The sequence below is a fragment of the Bradyrhizobium frederickii genome, from assembly GCF_004570865.1.
GTDB classification, from domain to species: domain Bacteria; phylum Pseudomonadota; class Alphaproteobacteria; order Rhizobiales; family Xanthobacteraceae; genus Bradyrhizobium; species Bradyrhizobium frederickii.
In genome coordinates this window covers 48,505-70,923 of the sequence record NZ_SPQS01000001.1, presented here as the reverse complement: position 1 = coordinate 70,923, position 22,419 = coordinate 48,505, and the positions used below count along the sequence as shown (strand labels likewise).

Here is a 22,419-nt window from a genome sequence, read left to right as displayed (position 1 = left end):
CCTTGCTGTTCAACTCGCCCATCTTCCTGTTCATCTTCCTGCCGATCACACTCGGTGGCTTTTACCTGCTCGGTTGGTGGCGGGGGCGGAATGCGGCGTTGCTGTTCCTGCTCGCGGCATGCCTGGTGTTCTATGCCTATTCGAGCCTGTTCAACTTCAGCCTGTTCCTCGTTTCGGTGGTCGTGAATTTCCTCTTCGGCTACGCGATTGCGCACTTCCGCCCGAATTCGCGAGCCTGGCTGATCGGCGGCATTGCGCTCAATCTCGCCCTGATCGGCTACTTCAAATACACCGGCCTGATCATTTCCAGCATCAACCAACTGTTCTCGGCCTCGTTCATCATCCCGATCATTGCGCTGCCGGTCGGCATCTCCTTCTACACTTTCGAACAGATCAGCTATCTCATCGAGACCCGGCAACAGAAGGCTGAACCGTCGCTGGCGCGCTATTCGTTGTTCGTCAGCTTCTTTCCTCATCTGATCGCCGGGCCCATCATCCGCCCGCATCAGCTATTGCCGCAGTTCTCCGCCCCGACTTTCGCGCATTTCTCCTGGCAGAACTTCGCGCTCGGCATCAGCTTCCTGCTGTTCGGCCTGTTCAAGAAAACGATTATCGCCGATAGCATGGCGGCCTACGCGTCGCCGGTATTCGCCTCCGCGGCAAGCGGCGGAACGCCCGGCTTCGTCAACGCCTGGGGAGCCGCCCTGGCCTACACCTTCCAGATCTATTTCGACTTCTCCGGCTATTCCGACATGGCAATCGGGCTTGGCCTGATGTTCGGCGTCGTTCTCCCCTTCAATTTCAACTCACCCTACAAGGCGACGAGTATTATCGACTTCTGGCGTCGCTGGCACATCACGCTGTCCATGTTCCTCCGCGACTATGTTTACATCCCGCTGGGCGGCAACCGATCCGGCCCGGCCCGGCGCTATATCAACGTCATGCTTACCATGCTGATCGGCGGCCTCTGGCACGGCGCCAATTGGACGTTCGTCGCATGGGGCGGACTGCATGGCCTGTTCCTGCTCGTCAATCACGCCTGGCGGGCTCTTCGCGGCGAGCGCGAGGTCACTGTCGTCAGGCAATGGATTGCGCAGATTGGCACGTTTTTCCTGGTCGTGCTCGCCTGGGTCTTCTTTCGGGCCGAGAGCTTCGACGCGGCGCAACGCATTCTCGATGGAATGAGAGGTCTGCACGGCTGGCTCCACGGCCCTCTTCTCGATCCTGCGCCGGGATTCTCGGAGATGCTGAAGGTGATAGGGCTTACTGTTGGAGACGACTGGCTCGCTGGAGGTTCGCTACTCAGCTGGTTCGTCGCCGCATTGGCGATCGTTTGGGGGCTGCCGAACACCCAGCAATTCCTGCTCGGCGAAGGCCGTCCGAAAAATGCCCGGCTCGCCTGGCGTCCGACACTTGGCTGGGCGGCCACGCTTGGCCTGCTGTTCGGAGTCGCCTTCACCTACAATCTGGTTGCGGCCAACCGGGTGAGCGAATTCATCTACTTCACTTTCTGAAGCAACATGGCCTCGAACCGCATGATCACGGCGGCTCAGCCCAGCTGCTCATAAAAGGCGAAGCCTTCGTCGACATCGCCAAAGAAGACGCTCTCGCCCCTGGACAACACCAACGCCTTGGTGCACATCGACCGGCACAGGTCTTTCGAGTGCGACGCCAACAGCAAAATCCGCGCGCGGCTGATGAATTGATTCACCCGCGCGCGCGCCTTCTCCTGGAAGTGCGCGTCGCCGGCGCCGATGCCTTCATCGATCAATAGGATGTCGGGGTTCTGGGCGGTCGCAAGCGCGAACGCGAGCCGCGCCTGCATGCCCGCCGAGTAGATGCGCGTCGGTAACGACAGATAAACGCCGAGCTCGGTGAAATCCTCGATGTCACGCACCAGATCCTGATACTTGTCGCTGCGCCAATTGTAGAGGTTTGCGATCAGCTTGATGTTCTCGTAACCGGTAGCATCGGCATTCAACGCGATGCTGCCGCTTAGCAGCGTGAATGCGCTTCCCTTCACGTCCACCGAGCCTGTCGACGTTGGGTAGATTCCGGCAACCAGCCGCAACAGAGTGGTCTTGCCCGCGCCATTGTGGCCAATCAGGCAGACGCGATCGCCCTCTTCCAGTTCGAGCGAGAGATTCTTCAAGGCATGAATGACGATGACGCCGTTGGTGCGGCTGGCCGAGTCGGAGCCGACCCGGACATTGCTGAACGACGGCAAGCGGATCAGCCGGAGCGCATGGCTGTCGTAGATCGGTATGCTGACGTTGACATTCTTCAGACGCACATGAGTCATGATCAGCCATTCCACAAGGCAATCTTGTTCGAGCATGATCTTGTCGGAAGACCGGTCCCCACTTTTCCGACTATGCTCTAGACGCAGAACGCGAGTTGACCGCGCATCCGGCGGTAAACGAAGAAGGCGAGGCCATAACCGGCCACGGTGACCCCTAGAACCGTCAAATAGTGTGCGAGCGGCGGAACCTCACCGAGCAGTGGATTGCGGATGATCTCGATGAAATAGAACATCACGTTGTACTCGACGAGAAATTGCCTGTTGCTGGCGATTTGCCGATAATTCCAGAATATTGGCGTCACGAAAAAAGCAAGTTGCATCAAGTTGCGCACGATCAGTTCGACATCCCGGTACCGCGCGCAAATGAAGCCGAGCACCATCACGATCCAGAAGCCATTGACGAACAGCAGGATAATCCCGGGGAGCGCGAGCAGGCCGGTCCAACTCAATGGTACGAGCGCAAAGACGAGGCCCATCGCGTAGATTATCGCGTGATGGCCGAAGGTGATCATGATCTTGAAAACGGTTCGCCCGACATAGAGACCAAGACCGAGGGTCGAATTGCTGAGATATCCCGCATTCCTGACGAAGACGCCGCCCCCTTCGATGACCAGCGCCGATATGGCCGACCAGACGATGATGCCGACGCCGACATAGGCGATGATATCGGAGACGCTACTGCCGAAGATTGCCGAAGAAATGACGCTCAGGCCGAGCAGCATCACGAGAACGTTGAGGGTCTCCCACAGGGGACCGATCCTCGACCGCCGATACTGGCAAACCGTATCGAGCCACGCCCAGCTCAGGGCGTTCGACAACGTATTCAAGCCCCCGCGGATCGCTGACGCCACGGGATGCGGTTCTGATATCGGCTTTACAACGGTTGAGACCAAGACCACTCCCGACTTCGTGCAACACTCCGCGGCAAGCCTCGGGTCCTGAATATCGCACCCGACAGACAGACCAGACAAGAAGTCCGCGCGAGTGAACTTGCGATGCGCCGCAAGTTGCCCCTGGCGTCAAGCCCCCAACCGGGCTTCGTAACGGCGGTAGACGCCTTCGATGCTCAGCATGACATCTCGCCCAAGCGGCCCCCGTTCGCAAGCCGCGACGCTGGCCAGAACCTCTCTACGCGTTAGCATGCCTGGAATCACCGTGGCAACACCGTCCACCGAAAGACAAAACCGCAATGCCAACGCAGCGCGATTCTCGGGCGTGTCGGCCAGATTGACGCTGCCGACGACCGCTTGGGCGGCATCGATCCAGGTGACGATTCGATCTCGTGGCCATTTGCTGCGGTGGTCATTGGCAGGAAACATGGTGTCCTTGCCGATGCCTCCGGCCAGAAATCCCGAGGCGAGCGGCGTGCGGGCGATCACGCCGATGCCCCGGGATGCCGCCGCCCCCGGCAATCCGGCGTCGATCGCACGCCAGTCCAGAATGTTGCAGTTGACCTGAAAGCACCCGACGCCGGCCACATCGATCAGCGCGAGCGCGTCATCCGGCGAGAGCGTCGAGATGCCCCAGCACCTGACCTTACCCTCGGCCACGAAGCGCTGCATCAACTCCACGAGCTCGGAGCTGCCCATGACGGTGTCCGGAGTGCCGTTGTGGAGCTGGAGCACGTCGACGTAATCGGTCCGCATCCGGCGCAGACTGTCTTCGAGCGACGTCCGCAACGCCGCAGGGTGGAAGTCATATCCACGATAGGACGCCGTGATGCCGGCCTTGGTCGCGATGATGACATCGCTTCGGCGGCCCGCAAAGCACGCGCCGATCAGCTCTTCGCTGTGACCGTCCCCGTAAACGTTCGACGTATCGTAAAAGGTGATCCCGTGATCGAACGCCGCGTTGAGGGCACGAAGCGATTCCTGATCGTCGGTCTCACCGTAAGACGTGGCGCCTGGCGTGCAGCCCCCGATCCCCCAGGCCCCGAATCCGATGGCAGAAACCATAATTCCGGTTGAGCCGAGCGGCCGATAGCGCAAGGGCTTGGCTCGCTACAAGGGTCAATAATGTCCGGCGAGCTGCGGCTCGGCCGGGATACTGCGGTTGATATAGAGATAGGCGCCCTTCTTGTTGCCCCACCACACGACTTCACGGCACCAGTCAAGGATATCGGAATAGCGGGATTTGCTGCGCTCGATCAACACCTCCGACGGTGCCTCACGCAATGCCGCCGGCGCGCCTTTGCGAACATTATCGCAGAATTCGAGGACGTTGTAGCGCGTGGACATCCGAAGATCGTCCAGCACGAATGGTTGCGAGATCAAGGCCGCGTTGAGCTTGATCGCCTCCTTCACCGCGCCTTCGAGCAGCGGCCAGGATTGATCGACCATCGACTTTGCGAGCAGATCCGGCAGCAGGCGCTCCGCCTCCGCGTAGAACGTCTGCAGCCGACCTTCTGCAGTCAGCTTGATGAACGCGTATTCGTCAGCCGGCCAATAGATCCCGAGCCATTCCTTCGAATAGACGTATTCCGGCCCGCCGTGCTGCATCGACAGTGCCTCGCTGTCAAAGAACTCGCGTATGCCGTGAATGACGGGATATTCTTCCTTCGAAGCCGCCAGGAACGCATCGATGATGTCGCGATAGGCGAGCCCGCCGAGCTCGCATGCCACCATCATCGGCAGTTGCAGCAGCTTGTCGAAATGCAGGAAGGCCGCCATCCAGCCGAACACCCGCGTCTTGCGCCAATCCTCCGGTGGCAACGAATAGGTCGAGATCACGAGGTCCTGCACCTCGGGCACATCGTCGGGCATCTCTTCGCGCGTGCCGTGGATGTTGATGATCTCGGACTGCACCGTCACCATCCCGAACTTCTCGAGATAGTCGGGGTTGCCCATTTCCGCGTTGGGCAGAATGGTGAGATTGTTGAACTGCACGCGGTTGTGCTGACCAAGCCGGATCAGCTTGTCGACGCCGTTCCGGAACGTGTCATAGGTCTCGCCGGGCAGCCCGAGGATAATATCGCTATAGGTCTCGACCTTGTCGGCCGTGAAGCGCCGCGCCAGCTCGAAATAGGTCTCCAGCGAGATGTTATCGCGCTTGATGTTCTTGAGCGTGGTCGGATCTAGACTCTGCATCGACAACGCGACGCCCTTGTTCAGCTTCGCGTCCGCCAGAATCTTCTGGGTCTGGTAGGCGCGCTCCGTGGCGTTCTTGGTGTTCTGCACCGAGAACCCATGCGGAAATCCCGTGCGCTCACGGATGGCGGCCACCGCCTCCGCGATCTCGACGTCGCGCTTCTGAATGCCGAAATTGGCGTCGCAGACGAAGATATATTTGACCTCGTGCGCGGCGAACCAATCGAGCTCACGATGCAGACGATCGAATTCGAACTTCGTCACCTTGCCGGCAGTCGCCGAGCCCCAGTCGCAGAACGTGCACTGGAACGGACAGCCGCGATTGGTCTCCCACAGACCGATCCACTGCTCGTCCGGGTTGCGGGCGATCAGATCATCGAAGATACCGTTCAGGAACGGCGACGGCAGCTCTTCCAGCTCGCGCATCCGCTCGACGGGCGCGGCGCGCACGAAGTTACCGGCCGCGTCGATGTAACTGATGCCGCGAATTCCGCTCCAGTCGCGCTCCGGAAGCCGGCTCAGCAGCTCGACGAAGGTCTTCTCGCCCTCGTTGTGAACGACGAGATCGATGAACGGATTGCTGCGCAGAAAGCTTTCGGCATGATCGGGCACGTGCGGCCCGCCAAAGATCACCAACCGGTTCGGGTGGAGCTGTTTGATGCGGCGCGCCGCCTCCAGCGATATTCTGGCGTTCCACACATAGGCACTGAAGCCGACGACGTCGGCACCTTCCACCCGGTCCACGATCTCCGACACCGGAATCCGCTTGTAGATCATCGGGAGGAATTCGAACTTCCCGGGCGGCAGCCGGCGCTCAGCGTAGGATTGCAGGCAAGCAATCGAATACGGCAGGTAATTCTGACCGGAAAAGCTATTGTTGATCTGGACGAGCCCGATCCGAACCATCGTCAGTTCCCAGGATCCCCACCCGCTGAAGTAGCCATGGCCGATTGGATACACGCCAGATCGGCCGTCAACAAGTCAATACCAAATAACTTCTCGGCCACATAGAGCCCGCCGAGGGCCGCGGTCTGGTCAAAACGGTGGGATTTCACCAGGTCGAGCAGCTCGGATCGTGGCAGGAACTGTACGGTTCCACGTTCCGTCCGTTGGAATCCCTCCGCTTCATGGGCTCCCAGGCCCACGAAAAAATGGTCGACCACGTCCTCCCGCTGAAGGGCCAGGCGGCACGGAGCTATCAAGTGCCAATGCTCGCAGACCAGCCCGGTCTCTTCCAGAACCTCTCGCGCAACGGCGGTCTCGAGCGTCTCCCCCGCATCCACCGATCCCGCCGGCATCTCCAGAGTCACCCGACCAAGCGGCGGGCGGTACTGCTCGACCAGGACGACTGCTCCCTCGCGATCGAGCACGAAGGCAATGACGCCACTCGGACGGACCACGACATAGTAGGGCTCCGTAGTTCCGCTCGGCTCCTCGCCCGGGTCAACGGTTCTGATCTCAAACCAGGGGGTTCGAAAGACCGTCTTGAACTCAGCCGTCATATGGCAAAATCACGTTGTTCGATTGATGGACCGTGCGCACGCCTTCGCGCTGCAGTGAGAATGACACATCGACGCATCGAGGAGTCAGGGCATCGATCACCGCGGCTTAGTAATCCCTGCACGTACAGCAGGACAAAGCCCGTCCCACCCACGCCGACAAGCTTACCGCACCGCACCCGGCTCGTCACGATACCACTCTGGATAGCCGCTGCCGCCTCCGAAGGAGGAGGCCCGGAACGGAGCCGGCCATACGATCATCGACATCTCAGCAAGCACCCTCCGCGCGAATTGCCTCGCGCTGATAGTCGAGCAGATCGCTCAACGTCTGCCGCGCCGGAATTTGCGGCTTCCAGTTCGTCGCCTTGTGGAATTTTCCGGAATCGGGAATCTGCAACGTGACATCCGACGGACGCAACCGTTTCGGATCCACCTTGTGCTCGATCGGCACGCGTGCCAGCGATTTCAGAGTCTCCAGGATGTCGCCGACCGTCATCGTCTCGCTGCCGCCGATGTTGTAGACTTCGCCGCCTGGACAGTGGTCGAGCAGCAGCTTGTAGGCCCGCACCGCATCCCGCACATCCGCGAGCGTGCGTACGCTATCGAGATTTCCGACCAACACCGGGCCGCTCCTCTTGCGTGCCTCGATCTCTGCAATCTGCCGAGCAAACGAGCTTTCCGCAAAGACATCGCCGCGACGGGGACCGGTGTGGGTGAACATGCGGGTTCGCACCAGGTCGAGCTTATATGATAGCCCATACTGACAGGCGATCATGTCCTCGCCGACCTTGGAGACGGCATACGGGCTTGCAGGGCGAAGCGGCGCCTGCTCGGTGATCGGAACTTCCTCAGGCCTCACCTGCCCATAGACTTCGGACGACGAGCAGATATGGACCCGCGGATTGATTCCGACGATCCGAACCGCATCCAGCAGATTGCACGTGCCGATGATGTTGCTATTCAGGGTGTCCGCAGGCGCGACAAAGCTCATATCGACGTAGGACTGCGCCGCCAGATGGTGGATGCGATCAGGCTTTACACTGCGCAACATCACGACCAGGGAGTTCAGATCGCGCAAATCGCCCTGATGAAGCTTGATCTGCGGCAAAATTCCCTTGATGTTTTGCAGTGGACTCCGCCACCGCACCAGCCCGTGGACCTCGATCTCGGGAAACGTCGACAGGAAGTATTCCGCCAGATGGCTTCCCACCATCCCCGTAATGCCCGTGATCAGGACTTTCATGATCTCATGCGGAAATTCCGCCGTCCCTTTGCGAGATGATGGGATTGTGGATGGGCCACCAGATTTTCAGCTTAGGATCGTTCCATAGCAACGTGAATTGCGAGGAGCGGTCATAGGTTGTGGTCTGCTTATAATGAAACATCGCGGATTCGGTCAGCACGACATGACCGTTGCCAAATCCGGGTGGAACCAGAACCTGCTCGCGCTTCCGGTCCGACAGCGAAAAGGCGGTCCACTGCCGATACTGCGGCGACTCCGGAATATTGTTGACCACCACCAGATAAAATGCCCCGTGGAGGCACGAAACCAGCTTGGCCGTCTTTCGGTCGCCGTGAATGCCCCTCAAGACGTGCCGCCGCGAAACCGAAATATCGTCCTGAATGAACTCATAGGCGATGCCGGCCGCCTTGTATGCCGGATCATTGTAGAGTTCGACATATTCACCGCGAAAGTCCTCGAATGCAGTGAGCGGCTCCACGACCAGCACGCCGTCCAGCGGAGTTTTTCGCGTCCTGGGCGGCAAATCAGCCGTCATATCAAACACCCTATTGGACGTGGGGCAAATACCATTATTGATTGTACCCCCAATTATAGCTACGTTTCCGCACCACGCAAACTCGAACTTGCTTTGCAACCACAGGTGAAATCATGGCCCGCAAAGCCGGCGGGTCCACAACGCACTTTGCCGCGACGAGCTAGATCCGGTGTCGCACCGCTTCGCGCGAGCAGGCAACATTTCCAATTGGCTGCGCGTCGGAAGCTCACGGTCGGCGAGTCGAGTTCGTTGCGTCGATGCGGGAACTCTGCAAGTCACCGTGCGGCTCAGCTCTTTATCGATGGCCTGACAGAATGAACGACATCGTCGCGGCAACTCTCCCTTCGAGCGCCACCAGACCCACGCGCAATGTGCTGGTCACCGGCGCGCGCAGCGGCCTCGGACACTCCGTGCATCGCGCGCTCGGAGGAATTGCCTTCGTGCGAGGGACATCGATCGACGACCCCGCGATCCGCGCCGCGGCGCCGTTCGACGCCATCATCCATTGCGCCGTCAACGCCGCAAAGGACGTCTCCATGAAGACGGCCTATGGCTACATGGCCGACAACTTCCTGCTGACGCAGAAACTGGTCGACATTCCGCATCGCAAGTTCATTTTCGTGTCGACGCTGGCCGTCTATCCGCCGACCGGCCGCGCTGTCCGCGAAGACGAAGACATTGACCTGCTGCCGCTCGCCGGCCCCTATGCTTTCACGAAACTGTTCTCCGACCTCTATGTGCAGGAGCACGCGACCGCGCCCCTGATCCTGCGCACGACCACCCTGCTCGGTCCCTCCATTCGCGCCAGCACGGTCCACCGGGCGCTGACCCAGCGGGATTGTCAGCTCTTCCTGGCGCCGACCGCGCGCTACAATTTCGTGATGCACGACGAGATCATCGAATTCATGATTCAGGCCATGGATCGCGGCCACACCGGTGCGTTCAATCTGGGATCAGAGGGCCTGGTCCATTTGTCCAGCATCGTCGATCAGCTCGGCCTGTCCGTGCGCTACGGCGAGTATCCGTATGACATCGGTCCGGTGGACAGCGGCAAAGCTGGCGCGCTCCACTCCGCCTTTGCCCGGCCCTCCTGGCAGACGTTGAACAGGTATATCGATTGGCTTGGCCCCGCCTATATCGGCACCGGTCGACTGCGGGGACCCTGATGCCCGAAGACGTGCGGAAATGTGAGATGCCGCCTGTATTTCGCGGCAACTTCACGTAGGTGTCCGCGATCTCAGGCACTCACTAGACGCGCCCCTGATCCGCAGTGTAGATAAAACCAGCTGCGAAACATGGCTAACCTCTCATCCGCGACACCCCCAGGGCGAGCATCATGGCGGACATCAAGACACAAAAGCACGATGCAATCGTGCTTTCGAGCCAAAGCGAGAAGGACCTGCAGCTCAAATTCATTGAGATGCTCAAGCAGGCACCGTTGCCGGAGGACGAACTCCTCGCCAATCTCGGCCTGTTTCTATCCTCGAAATCGCTTTCGCGAATTCTGTTTTTCTATGAGATCTACCGCAAGATCATCAACACTCATGGCGTGGTGATGGAGTTCGGCGTCCGCTGGGGCCAGACGCTCTCTCTGCTGTCGGCGCTGCGCGGAATTTTCGAGCCGTTCAACCGTCACCGCAAGATCATCGGTTTCGACACCTTCGCCGGCTTCAAGGGCATGAGCGACAAGGACGGCAAGTTGTGCAAGACCACGGACGGATCGTTCTCGGTCAGCGAAAACTATCAGCAATATCTCGGAGAAATACTCGCGCTGCAGGAAGCGCTCAATCCGATCTCGCATCTGAAGAAATTCGAGTTGGTGCAGGGCGACGCGACGGAAACAGTCCCGGCTTATCTGAAGCGCCAGCCGGAAACGCTGGTGTCGCTCGCGATCTTCGATTTCGACATTTACCAGCCTACCAAGGTGGCGCTCGAAGCGATCAAGCCACACCTGTTCAAGGGCAGCGTGCTGGTGTTCGATGAACTCGCTGACGATATCTTCCCCGGCGAGACGATTGCGCTCCGCGAGGTGTTCGACGTCACCAATCTCAAGGTCGAGCGGATGCCGATGACGGCGCGTGTTTCCTACGTGGTGCTTTGATGGACGATATCTGCAGGAAGATCCGGTCGGAAATTCTCAACGTTTCGAACAAGAGCGGGCACGGCCATATACCCACGTCGTTCTCGATCGTGGAGATGCTGACCGCCGTCTACCAAACCATGCGGCACGATCCCAAGCGGCCCGACATGCCGGAGCGCGATCTGTTCGTCCTGAGCAAGGGGCATGCGTCGCTCGGCTTCTATTGCACCCTTGCCGCACACGGCTACTTCAGCTTCGAGGACGTCTATGCCTTCGGCGGGTTCGACTCCCGCTTCGGCTGCCACCCCGACCGTACCAAGGTTCCCGGTGTGGAGGCCTCGACCGGTTCGCTAGGCCACGGCATCGGCATCGCGGTCGGCATGGCGCTCGCCGCCAAGATCGCGAGCACGAAGCGCAAGGTCTACACCCTGATCGGCGATGGCGAATCCAACGAGGGCAGTGTCTGGGAAGCGGTCATGGTCGCGGTCAACACCAAGCTCGATAATCTCACGGTGTTATACGACAACAACCAGTCGCAGGGACGCTGCCTGCCGATCGGCAATCCGGCCGAACGCTTCGCCGCCTTCGGCTGCGACGTATCGGAGATGCAGGGCCACGATCTGGCGGCCATCAAGCAAGCGCTTGCAAAGCCGACCGACCGGGTTCGCGTCCTCGTGTGCAACACCGTGAAGGGGTATGGCTGCGCAACCCTTTCCGAGAACGTCTATGAATGGCATCGCCGTGCGCCGAAGCCGGACGAACTGACCAAGCTTCAAGGGGAGCTCCATGCGGGCGCAATTTAAGAATACCGTCTCGGAGCTGGCCGCGCACGACGACAGCATCGTCATCGTGCTCGGCGACATCAGCGTCTACATGTTCAAGGACTTTTGGGAGAAGCACCCCAACCGGTTCTACAACATGGGCATCTGTGAGAACACGCTGGTCAGCGTCACCGCGGGTCTGAGCTCGCAGGGTTTCAACCCATTCGTGCATACGATCTGCCCGTTCCTGACCGATCGCAGCCTCGAGCAGATCAAGCTCGACATGTGCTATAACAATTTCGCCGGCAACATCGTGACCTGCGGCGCGACCTTCGATTACGCCTGGGACGGCGCAACCCACCATGCCTATACCGACCTGGCCTCGTTGCGCATGTTGCCGAACATGGAAGTCCTCCATCTCGGCTCCAAGCGGGAGGTCGACGCGCTGATCCGGTCGCAGTACAACAGCCCTCGGCCGACCTATTACCGGCTGTCGGATCATCCGCATACGATCGAGACCAATACCGAGTTCGGCAAGGGCACGGTACTGAAGAACGAAGGTGCACCGCTGACCGTGATGACCGCTGGCCCGATCCTCACCAATGTGATGGAGGCGTGCCGCGACTTACCAGTCAACCTTGTCTATTTCCATACCCTCAAGCCGATCGACAAGGCGCTGATCGAACAGTTCCGCGACACCGAGATCCTGGTCGTCCACGACGCCTACGGACTCTACGAGGCGATTTCCGAAGTGCCGGCCCTGCGCATGCGTTATCATGGGCTGCCGGACGCATTCTGCGGCTGGTACGGGACCGTGCAAGACATCCGCAAACGCATCGGCCTGGATCCGGCCTCGATACGTGGTGCCGTACAGACGCGGCTCGCGGACCGCTCCCAGGGCGCCCGAGTGCGCTGAACGCCGACGGAGCATCCCCCTCGCGCCTGGTCGCGCTGAACGATATCTGGGCCGCTGATGTTTTTTCAACGCCGCCTTTCTCTGGTGACCGGCGGTGCCGGTTTTATCGGCACCCACCTTGCCCAGGCGCTCCTGAACGCGGGCGGCCGGGTGCGGCTTGCCCTTCACGAGCGCGCACCGATCATTTCCGATTCCCGTGTCGAGATCGTCCGTGGCGACCTTACCGACCCCCAGGATTGCCTCAGAGCAATGCAGGGCGTGCAGCTTGTCTTTCACGCGGCAGGCGCCGTGTCGGGCGCCGGCGGCTCCTCCGAAGACGCCATGGCCGGAATCGTCAAGAACCTGAATTTGACGGCGCAGGTGCTGCACGCTGCTTGGGCGGCCAAAGTCGAACGTATCCTGATCTTCAGCAGCAGCACGATCTATCCCGCAACAGACCACCCGATCCGGGAAGACGAGTTGGGCGAGCAACAGCCGCATCCGTCCTATCTCGGCTATGGCCGGATGCGTCGCTATTTCGAACATCTGGCCGAGTTCGTCGCCAGCTGCTCGACCGTCAAGATCGCGCTGGTCCGGCCGACCGCCGTCTACGGCCCGTATGACGATTTCGAACCGAGCCGCAGCCACGTCATTCCCGCGCTGGTGCGCAGGGCCGTCGAAAAGGCAGACCCGTTCGAGGTGTGGGGAAGCGGCAGCGAAATGCGCGATTTCCTCCATGTCGAGGATTTCGTGCGCGGTTGCCTGCTCGCGATCGAGAAGCATGCGACCTGCGATCCAATCAATATCGGATACGGATCGGCCATTTCGATACGTCAAGTGGTCGAGACCATCCTCAAGGCGGCAGGACACGACGTTTCGCCGCGCTTCGATGCATCAAAGCCGACAACGATCCCGATCCGGACCGTCGATACATCAAAGGCTCGACGGATCCTCGGCTTCGAGCCGCAGATTTCGATCGAGGCCGGACTGGGCGACCTCGTCCGCTGGTATGCCACCCGGACGGTAAGCTAGCAGGCCGCTACTGCCGCTCAGACCGGTCGCCAGATCGTCTGCGAATAACCTTCGTGCAAGAGGCTGCCGAACTCCACGCGGTGTTCCTTGACGATTTGGATGCGCCCTTCTGCCTGCAAGGCGTGGAGCGCGCGCGGCATCCCGTGCAGGAAGTTACGGATCGCATGCCCGCGCATGGCCAGATGATCGATGAAATTGGCGGGATCGTACCACTCGTAGATCGGCTCGACGAAAACGCATAATTTGGGGCGCTTCGCCAGCAGGAAGTCGACGAAGGCGCCGAATGAATCCGATACCTGCTCGAGTGCGGCAAACGTATAGACGACGCTGTTGCGTGGAATCTCGATATCGTAGTCGGGCTTGTAGAAATCGAACAGGCGCCCTTCTGTGTTCCAGCCGCGCAATTTCTTCATGTTGTTGATGATCTCGCAGGACGGCTCGGCCCAGTCGAGACCCGTGATTTTCTTGTCCGGAAACATCTGCGCGAGCACACTGACGTGGCCACCTGAACCGCATCCGAACTCAAATATCTGTTCGCTGTCCACCATATAGGTTCGGAACAGCCATTCCTGATACACTTTGCGCCAGTTCTGCTCGAAGTTCGGCTCGACCGGCTGGGCATACCGCCGGTAAAGCCGGACCGGCATGTTCGGACGAACATATTTCGGCGCCAGCGCGTCGACATCGCCCTTGCTGGTCACGAAATCAGCGAGGTTCTCGCCCCATCCCTTGATCCAGCGCGACTTGTCGCCGGGGACGACAATCGAAAACTCCTTGCGGCGGATGCGTTCGAGCAGGCCGGTCACGACATCATCGAGTTGCTCCCCTTCGATCCAGTCATATCGCCAGTCGCGTCGCGCGATCTCGGCAAGGCAGCCTGGCGGCAACTGATCCGCGGGATGTCCCAGCAGGCGCGCGAAGTCTTTCGTCTCGAGGGAATGACTCGTCATGTGCTGATGCTGTCCATTTAGAAACTCGCGTAAATAAAAGGCGCGACCGCAGAGCCTTTCGACAATACCAGCAGTGAGCCGAATAGCAGCGTCATGATGAGATCGGCAATAGCCAGAACTTCTTCCGGACCCGTAGGAACATCCAGAATTCGCTCAGAAACGAGAGCATGTCCGACCTCGGAAGCGGCGATGCATCGAGTCCGGGCGGGACGCCAACGGCTTTTCGCGCATGATTCAACAAGCTTCCGCGAACTATTGCATGTCCCAGATCGATCGGGAATAGATTTTAGCGACGCTGGGTAGCAACCTCCGGCAATGGAAGGCTCCGCGGGGCCGAAACGCTAATGGAAGGATGGAAGTCCCAGCGCAATATTCCGCAGCCATCACTGCCGCGGCAACGTCCGGATTTGCTGCCAGATAGGTCTCCTCGATCCACCGCATCGGCATCCCCTTGCGACCCCTTCCGCCGGTCCCTGCTTGACGTAGTGCTCATATCCGCTGACGAAGGCGCGTGAGCCGATAAAGGCGGCGACATCAGGATTGTCGTCGAGATACGCCTTCTTGTTCCAGCTCGGAAACCCGCTGTGGCGAATGCTTCAAGAGACCCTCGCCGAACCGCAAAACCGTTCGATCGTCCAGCACAAGCATATCGTTGATTCCCGTTTCGAGTTCTAGCGCCGGACAATGACGTTGAGGGTTGGCTGCCCAATCAATTCAGTACGCCGCGCCTCCGCAGAAATTGCATCACCTCGTCGGCGAGATGTTCGGCGCTCTCGGTTGCCGTGTCGAGGGTCAAGTCCGGATGCTCCGGGGACTCATAGGGCGAGTCGATGCCGGTGAAATTGCGAAACTCTCCGCGCCTTGCCTTGCGGTAGAGTCCCTTCGGATCGCGCTGCTCGCAGATTTCGACCGGCGTATCGACGAATATCTCGATGAATTCGTCTGCGGCGACGATTGCGCGCGCCATCCGTCGTTCAGCGCGGAACGGCGAGATCAATGCAACCAGCGTGATCAGGCCGGCATCGACGAAAAGCTTGGCCGTCTCGGCGACGCGGCGAACGTTCTCGACCCGGTCCGCTTCCGTGAAGCCGAGGTCGCGGTTCAATCCTTGGCGGACATTGTCGCCATCGAGCAGGTAAGTTCGCTTGCCTAATGCGTATAGCTTCCGTTCGAGCAAATTCGCGATTGTCGATTTTCCCGCGCCCGACAACCCCGTGAACCAGATGATGATCGGGCGCTGACCGTTCAACTGCGCACGTGCGGCCTTGGTGACGTCGAAATCGGCGTGGTGAATGTTGGCGGCGCGGTTGAGGCCGAAGCGGATCATGCCGGCCCCGACGGTCTCGTTGGTCAACCGGTCGATCAGGATGAAGCCGCCGGTCGTCCGGTTCTCCTGGTAAGGATCGACCGCGATCGGCTCGACGGTCGCGATATTGACGTAGGCGATATCGTTGCGCGCAAGTTGCCGCGCCGCCAAGTGCGCATAATTCGTCACGTCGACGCGGTACTTCAGAGTCGTGATCGTGGCCCCGACGGTCCGGCTGCCGCACTTCAACAAATAGCTGCGCCCCGGCAACAAGGGGGCCTCCGACATCCAGACGAGATCGCAAGCGAACGCATCGGCAATCTGCGGCGGCTTGTTCGGACTGGCGAGCAGGTCTCCGCGCGAAACGTCGATATCGTCGGCCAGCAGCACCGTGACGGCATCGCCCGCACCGGCCCGCGCCAGGTCGCCGTCCATCGACACGATCCGCTCAATTCGTGTCCGAACGTTGGTCCGCGCAATCAGGACCTCGTCGCCCGGATGCAATTCGCCGGACGCCACCGTCCCGGCATAACCGCGAAATGACGCATCCGGCCGATTGACCCATTGCACGGGCATTCGGAACTGCGGCGCCGCATCGGCGTGGATCTCGACGATTTCGAGTTGCTCCAGCAACGTCGGTCCGTGATACCAGGCCATGCGGTCGCTGCGCCGTGTGACATTGTCGCCCAGCACGGCGGATGTCGGAATCGCCACAACGCTCCGAAAATGAAGGGAGCTGGAGAATCCGGCAAAGGCATCGCGGATCCCATTGAAGATGCTTTCTTCGAAATCGACGAGATCCATCTTGTTGACGGCGAGGACGACGTCCCGGATGCCGAGCAGCGCGCAGATGAAGCTGTGCCGCTGAGTCTGCTCCAGCATGTCTTGGCTGGCGTCTACCAGCAGAACGGCCAGGTCCGCGTTCGATGCTCCCGTCACCATGTTGCGGGTGTAGTGCACATGGCCGGGCGTATCCGCCACGATGAAACGCCGGCGCGGCGTCGCAAAGTGATGATAGCCGACATCGATTGTGATGCCCTGCTCACGTTCGGCCTGCAGCCCATCGAGTAGCAGCGCGGCATCGGGTGCGTCGCCGGTTGTCCCGACGGCCTTCGAATCCCGCTGCAGCGCCTGCCGGCGGTCCTCAAACACTGCGCCGCAATCAAGTAACAAGCGCCCGATCAATGTCGACTTGCCGTCGTCGACCGATCCGCAGGTGATGAGGCGCAGCAAGTCGCGCTGGACCGCTCCTCCCTCCCGGCCTGATGGCGCTTTCACCTTTGGATCAGAAATAGCCTTCACGCTTCTTTCTTTCCATCGATCCGGTTTGATCGAAATCGATCAGTCGGCCCTCTCGCTCGGAAGTCGAGGCCGTCTCCAGCTCACGCACGATATCGATGACCGTCACTGCGCTCGACTCGATCGCAGCGGTCAGCGGATAGCAGCCCAGCGTCCGGAAGCGGATGGCAAGATTCTGCACGACCTCGTCGGCGCCGATCGGAAGCCGCGCGTCATCGACCATGATGAGGTTTCCGCCACGCCTCACCACCGGCCGTCGTGCCGCAAAGTACAGCGGGACGACCCGAATGTTCTCATGCTCGATATAGCGCCAGACATCGAGCTCGGTCCAATTGGAGAGTGGAAAGACACGAATGGATTCGCCCGGCGCGATGCGGCAATTGAAGACATTCCACAGCTCCGGACGCTGGTTTCTCGGATCCCAGACGTGGTTTTTTGAACGGAACGAGAACACCCGCTCCTTGGACCGGCTCAGTTCCTCGTCACGACGTGCTCCGCCGAACGCAGCATCGAAGCCATGTGCAGTCAGCGCCTGTTTCAGTGCGTCGGTCTTCATCACGCCGGTGTAGGCGGCGGAGCCGTGCTGAATCGGATTGATGCCCTGCTCGAGCCCTGCGCGATTGACGTGGACGATTAGATCGAGCCCGAGACACTCCGCGGTTTCATCACGAAACCGGATCATGTCGCGGAATTTCCAAGTGGTGTCGATGTGCAGCAGCGGGAATGGCAGATTCGCTGGATGGAATGCCTTGCGCGCCAAATGCAGCATGACCGAGGAGTCCTTGCCGATCGAATAGAGCATGACCGGCTTGCGGCATTCGGCGACGACTTCACGGAAGATGAAGATCGCTTCCGCTTCCAGGCGACGCAGATCGTCGGGCAGATGATTCATTGCCGACGCTGCCCTTTGTCGGGGTCGGCGCATTCGGGGCGTTCATCTCGCGCAAGGCATACCGGGAGCATGTCAAAACTTGCCATACGATCGCGAAGCAGACCAGCCCGTTTACTAGTGGATTTCGAGGCGTCTCAGCATGGGGCCTGACACTAAGCTCCAGCCGCCACACCGCTTGTTCGATCCAGTGCGGACTGGTTATAGTCGGAGCACGCAATTGATCGGGACGTCAGCTTGACGCTTATTTGGCAACCGGGCGATGTCCCATTCGGGACCGAGGCGTCGAAACCGCAGACCGACTATCGCCGATTTGCATTTGCCGTATTGGCATTCCTGCTGCTTCCCCCGGTTGCCTTCGCCGGCTTCACGATAGCGGTCGATCCTTATTACATTTGGGGGGCGCCGAGTTGGCCCGGCATCAACGTCGTGCGCCCCGCCTACGAGCCGAAGGTGGTCATCGCCAAGCCGTACCAGGTTGCCCGCCTGCACCCTAGCGCCGTTTCACTGGGGAGCTCGAGGGTCGAGGTCGGCATCGATCCCCGGCACAAGGGCTGGGCACCAGGTACCGTCTTCAACTTCGCCCTTCCCTCGTCCAATTCCTACGCCGTGATGCTCGCATTCCTGCACGCGCAGAAGTACGGCGCTCCGCTGAAACAGGCCGTCGTCGGTCTCGATTTCTTTGCTTTCAATATCAACTTCCCGCTCGCTTCTACATTGCAGGAACAGCGCTTTGATGAGGACGCCGTTCGGGAATTTGCCCAGTATCTCGACGGCGCGCTTCGCGACCGCCCCAAATCCGCGGTGAAACCGGCGGCCACTACGGGTGACTGGAACGAAACGCTTTATCTTGCCGTCAATGCGGACGTGAAAGCGGCCGTCCTTCGCAAGGAATTCAAGTCCGGCCGGGAGCACTTCGAGCTCGCCGGCCGGACCGAGGGCCGCGAGGGGGCCGCAGTGCCTGCCGATTGGGATGAAGCAGGTTACCTCCAGGTCAATCCCGACGTTGCCGCCGCCGTCAAGGACGGGCCTTTCGTAAACGGCTATCATCATTGGCTCGCAGCGGGGCGGGTCGAAGGACGACTGGGCGGTTTCAGGCCGGCAAATTGGGATGAAGCGCGATATCTCGCCGCCAACCCCTTCGTACGAATTCGAATAGCGCGCGGGGAATATCGCGACGGCTACCTGCACTACGCCGCGACGGGCCGCAAGCAGGGCCTCCGTGGGGCTATCCCTCCCACAAACATGCTCAACAGCCTGATGGTACGGTACCCCTCGTTGAGCGAGGCGGACTATGCGGCCAGGGATCGGTTCAGTCTGCTGTTCACGACGACCACTCTTCGCGACGCCATCGTGACTCTTCGCGGGCAGTCCGAGCCCGCCACTTTCGATTCCCTGGGCATGCGCGTCTGGCACGGTCAGGAAGCCGTTTTGGATCGCGTCGGCGGCGCAACCGCGGTCATTCACCGGCTGCTGAAGAGCTGGAATCCCATCTTGGTTGCGCCGAGTATGCAATACTGTTTCACGAATCCCGAAACGGGAATGACGACATTCGATCCGTTTCGTTTCATGATCAGGAAGGCCTACGCCGATGGAACTGATCTCCGGCTGTTTGTGACACCGCTTCATGCCGTGGTACGCGCCACAATCGAAGCTCTGGGGCTCGGACAGCGTTACGCATTCTGGCTCCATGAACTGGTTCGGATCAACGAAGAAGAGGCATCAAGAGCCGGACGCCAGCCCTTCCCCCTTTGGGACTTCAGCGCGCCCAACTCCATTACCACCGAACCGATACCAAAGCTCGGCGACCGTTCGCCGATGCGATGGTTTTGGGAGCGGTCGCACTATCGAAAGCAAACAGGCGATCTCATTCTCGACCGGATATTCGACTATAGCGTTCCCGATCGTGCGATTCCTGCGGATTTTGGTACGCGCCTGACATCGGCAAACATCGATGCGCACCTGACCGGCGCAGCGACCAGTCTGGCGAATTGGAGCACAGAGTCGGATCTGGCATCGCAAATTGCCCGTGAGGCCGGCAAGCCAGGCAAATTTAACCGGCAGTCTGAAGCTACCTGCTGGTAGACAATTCGCGCTTGCGCTCGCTGACATCGCCGGCTGGCCTGATGTCGGGCGGGGGCGCCTCAAAACGCCAAAAGCGCGACAAATGCAAGGTGGTTCGGGGGACCTGACCTAACGACCATCCCAGATAAAACAACAAGCCCAGCCAGCGCCCTTGGGTCAAACAGAACGCGGCGCGTTCGATGTTCAAATAGGCGCTGAGGCGGCGCGCGAGCTTGCCAGAAAGACGATCCGGGCTCCCTTTCGCAAGATACTTGCGGTTCAAGCGCGCGATCGCTTGCGTCAAATGGAGGCCGGGAAATTGCGATTCGTCCGCGATGAGCGCCGTTGGCTTATCCCAGACCTTCAGGCTGCCGCCGTGGAGTGCCAGCCGCAGGAACCAGTCCAGATCCTCAAGACGACGCAATTCGGCATCGTAGGGCCCGATGCGATCAAACGCCTCCTTCCGTGCCAATAGCGTCGAACCGGGCGCGAACCAGCAGGCGCTCGCGAAATCCAGGGAATCGTCACTTTCGCGAGGTATGCGCGTCTCGAGCCGCTTCGCAAACGAACTTTCCAGGATGAAACCCGCGGCGTGGACCGCCAGTGGATTGCGGTCGACAGCGAAATCCACCTCGGCCCTTTCCAGCCGGGGCGCCAATGTGCCCGGAAGCCAATAATCATCCGAATCCAAGAATGCGATCCAGTCGGCACCGGCCGAGCCTATGCCGGTATTCCTTGCGGAAGCCGCGCCAAGATTGACAGGCTGACGGAGAAGTCTGATCGATTCATTCGAGCGGAGGTCACTCGGAATCTCGAATGGCGGCTCGGACCCATCGTCGACCACGACGATCTCGGTTTGCGACACGGATTGGGCCGCAGCGCTCCTCAACGCTCGCTCTCCAAGCTCCTGCCGATTGCGAACCGGAATGATGATGGTCAATCTCGGAATGGGAGGCGACCGCACTGACATCTCGCTACAACTCTCATCGGAAAGATGCCAGGCAACTATGAATAGAACCTGGTCCAGGGATGTTCGGCGATCAGCTTCGGCATTCGCGTCAGGCGTTCGCGGTAGATTTCGACTGCTCGATCGTAAAATGCGATGTCATCCGCGAACAGCGACTGAAGCTCGGAAACTTGGTCCTGCGTTACGCCGGCAGCGCCGGGCGTCGTCATATTCAGCATCTTATAGGGATTGACGGGAAGCCCAAGTAGACGACCCAAGGCCTCGACATATTGCCCGAACTCCGATTGAAGCCCGAAAAACGAGACCTCCTCCGCCAAACGCCGCAGCGCGACATCGACGCTGCCGTCGGGCGCGAACACCTCATATTGCTTACGGACCGTGCCAGCGAATTTGCGACAATAATCGACGATCGAAAGACCCTCGTCCCGAATGGCATCTTGGAATACGCTCGGCTGGGTCGAATTGAATCGATAATGCGAGATGACTCGCTCGATCGGATCGCGCAGCAACGTGATGGCAACATACCTGACCGGCATAGAGCGGAAGATTTCATTGTCGAGATTGATATGCCCGGTAAAAAACACTGGTCGAGTCCGGTCATCCTCCGACCTCGGTACGCTTGCCAAGTCTACCAGCTCTCGCGGCGTATAACGCGCAAAAAAGCTGTCACCCCTGCTATCAGCACGGAACTTGTAACTCTTCATAAGGAGGCTATTGAGCGTTGATCCAGCGGCCTTGGGAATGTGAAGGAATATCAGCGGCGGTGCCGGAGATTCCTGCCGTTGCAGCAGATCGTCAAAACGATATACAGTCCCCTTGCCTCCACCCAGCTCCAAGAGTTCTTGTTCCAGGCTGTCGGGGATCGTGGCCGGAGGGACGGCTGGTGCTTCTGGCTGATTGTTGCGATTCCCGCCCTCCGCACCAATGACCGCCGCCGGCTTGTTTCCGGCCCCCGAGCTCATTTGCCGAACCAGATCGTTGAGTGCCGCAAGCTGCGTCTGCTGCGCGAAGACAGTGGAGTTCAAGGCTCCGAGCTGAAGCTGCTGTCCATGAAGCGCGGCCTCGAGATTCGCCCGTTGGGCCGGCGGCAAATGCTGCGAGACTTCAGCCAAAGCAGCGCTGTGGCCTTCGCTCGCCGCGGTCAACTCGCGAAGCTGCGCGGGCAGTGCGTCGATCTGCGCTTGCTGCGCTCGCAGGACTTCAGCCGTCGCCGCCTGCGCCTGCTCAAGCAGCACACCGATTTGCGTTCGCTGACTATGGACCGCATCTCCAATAGAGGCTATTCGCGCCCTCTGTCTTGCAAACCTGGTCATCGCCTCCTGCACCTGGTCATGCTGACGGACCTGGCTTGCAATCATTTCCTCCCAATGATGGCCGAGAGTATCAAGCAGCGACTGCTGCTTTTCGATCGCGGCCTCCACATTGGCCAAACGCGACATCACGCGCCGCACGGCCGGCACCTTCATCAGGACTCGCACCACACGTTCCATCTAGCGAGTCCTTACACCGAT

At 59.9% G+C, this 22,419-nt stretch carries 19 protein-coding genes and 1 pseudogene; 7 read left to right on the top strand and 13 right to left on the bottom strand.

The annotated features are described in order from the left end of the window. The first annotated feature begins 2 nt into the window (after window positions 1-2). Entirely contained in the window at window positions 3-1,514 is a 1,512-nt protein-coding gene (locus E4K64_RS00310) for an MBOAT family O-acyltransferase (protein ID WP_135161646.1), read from the top strand. 35 nt (window positions 1,515-1,549) lie between these two features. Here the strand turns inward: E4K64_RS00310 and E4K64_RS00305 are convergent, their stop codons facing one another. The 7 genes from E4K64_RS00305 to E4K64_RS00275 all read right to left on the bottom strand — a co-directional run bounded on the left by E4K64_RS00305 (window position 1,550) and on the right by E4K64_RS00275 (window position 8,665). Then, window positions 1,550-2,317, bottom strand: a complete 768-nt coding sequence (locus E4K64_RS00305; RefSeq protein ID WP_235884416.1) for an ABC transporter ATP-binding protein — start codon at window positions 2,315-2,317, stop codon at window positions 1,550-1,552. Between the two features lie 62 nt (window positions 2,318-2,379). Continuing rightward, window positions 2,380-3,153 (bottom strand): ABC transporter permease, encoded by a 774-nt coding sequence (locus tag E4K64_RS00300; protein WP_164718347.1) that lies wholly within the window; start codon window positions 3,151-3,153, stop codon window positions 2,380-2,382. Window positions 3,154-3,321: 168 nt separating this feature from the next. Next, window positions 3,322-4,290: an aldo/keto reductase gene (locus E4K64_RS00295; protein WP_135161644.1), complete on the bottom strand. Its 969-nt coding sequence runs from the start codon at window positions 4,288-4,290 to the stop codon at window positions 3,322-3,324. 21 nt (window positions 4,291-4,311) lie between these two features. Then, window positions 4,312-6,294: a B12-binding domain-containing radical SAM protein gene (locus E4K64_RS00290; RefSeq protein WP_126255411.1), complete on the bottom strand. Its 1,983-nt coding sequence runs from the start codon at window positions 6,292-6,294 to the stop codon at window positions 4,312-4,314. 2 nt (window positions 6,295-6,296) lie between these two features. Further along, window positions 6,297-6,890, bottom strand: a complete 594-nt coding sequence (locus E4K64_RS00285; RefSeq protein WP_135161643.1) for an NUDIX hydrolase — start codon at window positions 6,888-6,890, stop codon at window positions 6,297-6,299. Between the two features lie 265 nt (window positions 6,891-7,155). Then, a complete protein-coding gene (locus E4K64_RS00280; protein WP_126255409.1) occupies window positions 7,156-8,130 on the bottom strand; it encodes a GDP-mannose 4,6-dehydratase in 975 nt (324 codons plus the stop codon). Window positions 8,131-8,134: 4 nt separating this feature from the next. Continuing rightward, window positions 8,135-8,665 carry a dTDP-4-dehydrorhamnose 3,5-epimerase family protein gene (locus E4K64_RS00275; RefSeq protein ID WP_135161642.1) on the bottom strand — a complete coding sequence of 177 codons (531 nt, stop codon included), beginning with the start codon at window positions 8,663-8,665 and terminating at the stop codon, window positions 8,135-8,137. Between the two features lie 314 nt (window positions 8,666-8,979). Between E4K64_RS00275 and E4K64_RS00270 the strand changes: the two genes are divergently transcribed. The 5 genes from E4K64_RS00270 (at window position 8,980) to E4K64_RS00250 (ending at window position 13,433) form a co-directional block, all read left to right on the top strand. Continuing rightward, window positions 8,980-9,831 carry an NAD-dependent epimerase/dehydratase family protein gene (locus E4K64_RS00270; RefSeq protein WP_164718346.1) on the top strand — a complete coding sequence of 284 codons (852 nt, stop codon included), beginning with the start codon at window positions 8,980-8,982 and terminating at the stop codon, window positions 9,829-9,831. Between the two features lie 170 nt (window positions 9,832-10,001). After that, the gene (locus E4K64_RS00265; RefSeq protein ID WP_135161640.1) at window positions 10,002-10,766 is read left to right on the top strand and encodes a class I SAM-dependent methyltransferase; all 765 of its coding nucleotides are present in this window, start codon (window positions 10,002-10,004) and stop codon (window positions 10,764-10,766) included. Beyond that, complete coding sequence (locus E4K64_RS00260) at window positions 10,766-11,548, top strand: transketolase (protein ID WP_135161639.1); 783 nt, start codon at window positions 10,766-10,768, stop codon at window positions 11,546-11,548. The genes E4K64_RS00265 and E4K64_RS00260 overlap by 1 nt, the downstream gene beginning before the upstream one ends. Next, complete coding sequence (locus E4K64_RS00255) at window positions 11,532-12,422, top strand: transketolase family protein (protein WP_135161638.1); 891 nt, start codon at window positions 11,532-11,534, stop codon at window positions 12,420-12,422. The genes E4K64_RS00260 and E4K64_RS00255 overlap by 17 nt, the downstream gene beginning before the upstream one ends. Before the next feature lie 84 nt (window positions 12,423-12,506). Continuing rightward, a complete protein-coding gene (locus E4K64_RS00250; RefSeq protein ID WP_167771722.1) occupies window positions 12,507-13,433 on the top strand; it encodes an NAD-dependent epimerase/dehydratase family protein in 927 nt (308 codons plus the stop codon). A 17-nt stretch (window positions 13,434-13,450) separates the two neighbouring features. Here E4K64_RS00250 and E4K64_RS00245 read toward each other — a convergent pair whose 3' ends face one another. From E4K64_RS00245 to cysD, 4 genes and pseudogenes are all read right to left on the bottom strand, one after another. Further along, window positions 13,451-14,239: a class I SAM-dependent methyltransferase gene (locus E4K64_RS00245; protein ID WP_126255403.1), complete on the bottom strand. Its 789-nt coding sequence runs from the start codon at window positions 14,237-14,239 to the stop codon at window positions 13,451-13,453. A 161-nt stretch (window positions 14,240-14,400) separates the two neighbouring features. Beyond that, a pseudogene (locus tag E4K64_RS41570) lies at window positions 14,401-14,552 on the bottom strand (DUF5989 family protein). 540 nt (window positions 14,553-15,092) lie between these two features. Next, entirely contained in the window at window positions 15,093-16,922 is a 1,830-nt protein-coding gene (cysC, locus tag E4K64_RS00240) for an adenylyl-sulfate kinase (protein ID WP_430642456.1), read from the bottom strand. A gap of 52 nt (window positions 16,923-16,974) precedes the next feature. Continuing rightward, window positions 16,975-17,880 carry a sulfate adenylyltransferase subunit CysD gene (cysD, locus tag E4K64_RS00235; RefSeq protein ID WP_135161636.1) on the bottom strand — a complete coding sequence of 302 codons (906 nt, stop codon included), beginning with the start codon at window positions 17,878-17,880 and terminating at the stop codon, window positions 16,975-16,977. Window positions 17,881-18,114: 234 nt separating this feature from the next. Here cysD and E4K64_RS00230 point away from each other — a divergent pair, with 234 nt between their 5' ends. After that, a complete protein-coding gene (locus E4K64_RS00230; protein ID WP_135161635.1) occupies window positions 18,115-19,962 on the top strand; it encodes a hypothetical protein in 1,848 nt (615 codons plus the stop codon). On the opposite strand, the gene E4K64_RS00225 is transcribed toward E4K64_RS00230, so the two are convergent. Next, complete coding sequence (locus E4K64_RS00225) at window positions 19,949-20,881, bottom strand: glycosyltransferase family 2 protein (protein WP_167771721.1); 933 nt, start codon at window positions 20,879-20,881, stop codon at window positions 19,949-19,951. The two genes, E4K64_RS00230 and E4K64_RS00225, sit on opposite strands and share 14 nt — an antisense overlap. Before the next feature lie 65 nt (window positions 20,882-20,946). After that, complete coding sequence (locus E4K64_RS00220; protein WP_135161633.1) at window positions 20,947-22,398, bottom strand: sulfotransferase family 2 domain-containing protein; 1,452 nt, start codon at window positions 22,396-22,398, stop codon at window positions 20,947-20,949. Window positions 22,399-22,419: the final 21 nt, after the last annotated feature.